5 protein-coding genes are annotated in these 2,915 nt (G+C 71.3%); 1 reads left to right on the plus strand and 4 read right to left on the minus strand.

Annotated elements, in window-relative coordinates:
* A partial coding sequence (locus VHK87_RS02705) for a PAS domain-containing protein (protein WP_329633359.1) occupies positions 1-801 on the minus strand: 801 nt, incomplete at its 3' end.
* Between the two features lie 186 nt (positions 802-987).
* On the opposite strand from VHK87_RS02705, the gene VHK87_RS02710 reads away from it, so the two are divergent.
* The gene (locus VHK87_RS02710) at positions 988-1,290 is read left to right on the plus strand and encodes a hypothetical protein (RefSeq protein ID WP_329633360.1); all 303 of its coding nucleotides are present in this window, start codon (positions 988-990) and stop codon (positions 1,288-1,290) included.
* A gap of 3 nt (positions 1,291-1,293) precedes the next feature.
* Here VHK87_RS02710 and VHK87_RS02715 read toward each other — a convergent pair whose 3' ends face one another.
* From VHK87_RS02715 to VHK87_RS02725, 3 genes are all read right to left on the minus strand, one after another.
* Entirely contained in the window at positions 1,294-1,605 is a 312-nt protein-coding gene (locus VHK87_RS02715) for a YdbL family protein (protein ID WP_329633361.1), read from the minus strand.
* Positions 1,606-1,668: 63 nt separating this feature from the next.
* Positions 1,669-1,866 carry a YnbE family lipoprotein gene (locus tag VHK87_RS02720; protein WP_329633362.1) on the minus strand — a complete coding sequence of 66 codons (198 nt, stop codon included), beginning with the start codon at positions 1,864-1,866 and terminating at the stop codon, positions 1,669-1,671.
* Positions 1,863-2,915 (minus strand): intermembrane phospholipid transport protein YdbH family protein (locus VHK87_RS02725; protein WP_329633363.1); only part of this gene is annotated, 1,053 nt, incomplete at its 5' end. The genes VHK87_RS02720 and VHK87_RS02725, both read right to left, overlap by 4 nt.

Below are 2,915 nucleotides of genomic sequence, written 5' to 3' on the forward strand. Positions count from 1 at the left end.
GGTGTCTTCGGCGCCGACCTTGATCAGCTCCTGGCGCTGATAGTCCATCTCCCAGACGTGCATGTCGGAGATTTCCATCGCCAGCGTCAGCCGCTCCTCGGAATGAGCCGTGCGCTCCAGCGCCTCCTTCATCTCGGTGATGTTGTGCCAGGCGATGACCAGGCCGCCGCTGGAGCCGTCCGCCAGCTTCCAGGCGCGCGCGTGGCCCTCATACCAGGCCGGCTGGCCGTGGCGGTCGCGCATGCGGAACTGCCGCGCTGGCGGCGTCGCGCCAGCCAGCACCGCAACGTAGCTGTCGCGCCAGTGCTCGAAGACGACTGGCGAGAGTTCGTAGAGGGTATGGCCGATCACCTCGCGCCCTTCCCACCCGAGGCTCTCGACGAGCGCCGGACTGACAGCCAGCAGCTTCTGGTCGGCGTCGGTGAGGGCCATGGAGATCGGGGCGGCCTCGACCACGGCCGCCAGAGTGCCCCAGGCGGCGGCGGTCTTGCGCTCGGCCTCCTCGCACCGGCGATGCGCCTCGGCGCGCGCCAGCTCGGAGCCGAGGAAATCGGCGATGTCCTGGAGGCGTTCGAGAAGCGCGGCGTCGATCTGCAGGTCGCCGGAAAGGCGAAGCTCCGCGGCGGCGGTTCCGTCCGCACGCCGTATCGGAACGCTCAGCCCGCCTTCCGGGGCCGCGGCTCCTGGGCCGCTCACCTCGGCTGTGGCGCCGGGCGCCAGCCCCTCCGCGAGCCGGACCGCCCGGTCGCATGCTTCGGCGCTCAGCTCGGCTCCGCCGTCCAGCAAGCGCCTCTCGACCACGCGCCCACCCATGCGACGCAATCCCCCCGTACCTGAGTCTCGAACCTAGGCCTAAGGGGTTAACATTGATCACATAATCGGAGTGCGACCGGCGGCCGCGCCGCTCCAGGGCGACGCCCGGTCGAGGCGTGCGAAAATGCCCGCGGCGTGCAGGCAACACAGCGGCCCCGCCTGCGTTCCCCGCCTATGGACGAGCGGATCGGATTGAGCCCCGACGAGCGGGCGCTTCTGGAGGAGGCGCTGACCGGACCGGTCAGCTGCGTACGCGACGGCGAGGATCCTCTGGGTCCGGCCGCCCGGGCCCGCTTACAGGTCTGCGTGAACCTGGCCGGTCGGGGCCTGTTCCAGCGCGCCGTACCGCGACCCGGGGTGCGCGGCTGGCGGCCTCCGCCCTTCGCCTACCTGCTCACCTGCGAGGGCTGGAGCCTGGTGAAGGCGCAGCGGATGGGGCGCGGCCACCGCGGCCCGCCCCTGCGCCGCACCAACTGAGCCCTACTTGCGGACCCAGTTCCCGCTGGCGTCGCGGTAGTACTCGCCCGAGCCGATCCGATTGCGGATCACCTCCTGGAAGGCGGCGACCCCGGCCGCTTCCGGGCTGACCCCGTTGCGCTGAGCCGCCTCGCGGTACACCTGGGCGCGGCCGCCGTTGATGGCCGCCACCGCGGCCCGCAGGGCGCCGTCTCCGCCGCCCTTAACGAACCCCAGAAAGCCGTCCGACTGTTCGCCCACGATCCCCTGCGCCTTGGCCGCATCGACCGCGGCCTTGTCGGCCGCCGACTGGCCGGAAGCGGTCGTCGCGAGCATCAGCGCCGCGGCGGCTCCAGCAATAGCGGCGAAGGCTTTTTGCCTTGTCATGTCCGTATGTTCCTAGAACAGGTTCGGGTTCTGCTGGATCAGCGCCTTGACGTCCTCGCCAAGTCGCACGCGCACGTCGTGCTCCAGCTTCGCATAGATGGTGATCGGCGCGACCTCCACACGCACCGTCGGGGTGCAGGCGCTGGTCAGGAGGGCGAGGCCGCCGAGCGCGAGGATGGAGCGGCGCGAGGCCGGGCGATGAGGCGTCAAGGTGGTCCTCCCGGGGAACTGTCGGAACCGGTAGTGAGCGAGTCGGGCTGAACCGTGGCTGAACCGCCGCCGTGGCCGCCGGTCAGCCTCTGGTACTCGCCCCAATCGGCGAGCAGTTGGTCGAGGTTGAGCGACATGTCGAGGGCCAGGTCGACCTTCACCCCGGACGGTAGCGGCAGCGTGCGGTTCAGGAACCGCTGGCCGATCAGGTCCCACCAGCTGAGCCGCAGCTCCTGACGCTTGGGCGGATCATGCTCGCCGGTGATGTAGAACATGACGCCCAGGCGCCCCTCCGGCCGGCTGTCGATCTCGGCGGCCAGCCGCGAGAACGCCAGGTTCTCCATCGCCTGATACGCGAAGTCGACAGTCAGGTTTGGCTCCGCCTCCGGCGCGCCGCCCTCGGCGGCGACGCTGGTCAGCGCCTCGCGCTTGATCGAGAGCCGGCCGGGCTCGACCGCGTGGATCTCCCCGCCCGAGACCCGCACGCCCTGCGGCCCCACCTGGAAGGGCACGCGCCCGTCCACCTTGGCCTGGAGGTCCATCTGCTCGGCCAGCGGCGAGGCCTCGATCAGGTCCCCCAGGTGAACGTCGTCCAGCCGCATCGCTCCGCTCCAGCTTCCCCCGGGGGCGAACGGGATGGTCATCGGCTCGACATCTACCTTGCCCCGCCCCGCGGTCGCGCTGGCCGAAGCCAGGTGCAGCGCCTCGCCTTCGACGCGGCCGGTAGCGACCACGTCGGTGAGCGGCGCGAAGGCCTCGATGCGCTCGGCGCGGGCCACCTGGTCCGGCGCAGTGACGAGCGGGGCCAGGCTGGTGACCTGGACCTCCGTGGATAGCCCGCGGACCATGCCAACGGGTCCACGGAAGTCGAGCCTCGGGACGGTCAGCACGCCGCCGCTCCCCTCGCGACCCGGACTCCAGGTGAAGCCGCCGACGAACCGGGCCTCGCCCTCGGCCGGCGAGGCGATCAGCACCGCCGCCGGCGACAGCTGCGCCGGCTGCAGCCCCTCGGGAGAGAAGACCAGCCGGCCGGTGTCGAGCTGGAAGGA

Origin of the sequence: Phenylobacterium sp., from assembly GCF_036263695.1 — a bacterium.
Classification (GTDB): Bacteria; Pseudomonadota; Alphaproteobacteria; order Caulobacterales; family Caulobacteraceae; genus Phenylobacterium.